This is a genomic window from Carboxydocella sp. ULO1, from assembly GCF_002049255.1.
In the GTDB taxonomy this organism is placed as follows: domain Bacteria; phylum Bacillota.
In genome coordinates this window covers 1-237 of the sequence record NZ_BDLQ01000105.1, presented here as the reverse complement: position 1 = coordinate 237, position 237 = coordinate 1, and the positions used below count along the sequence as shown (strand labels likewise).

Here is a 237-nt window from a genome sequence, read left to right as displayed (position 1 = left end):
TTAGCAGGGATTACATAGCTATCCTGGGCTGGGGTTCATCAAGAATGAAGCACCCTGTACGTCTGATTGAAACAACGGATACAGAAGGGAATCAAATTACAATTGTAACGAATGTCTTTGAAAAGACTGCCGAAGAAATCGGGCAGTTATATCGCTACCGCTGGCAGATTGAAATTTTCTTCAAGTGGCTCAAGCAACACCTGCACGTCAAACATTTATATGGTCTTAGTCAGCAGG

Annotated in this window: 1 protein-coding gene; it reads left to right on the top strand. The window is 43.0% G+C overall.

Features of this window, described 5'->3' with window-relative positions; translation table 11 throughout:
- Window positions 1-237, top strand: a 237-nt coding sequence (locus tag ULO1_RS12090) for a transposase (protein ID WP_143325461.1), incomplete at both ends; no start/stop codon positions are given.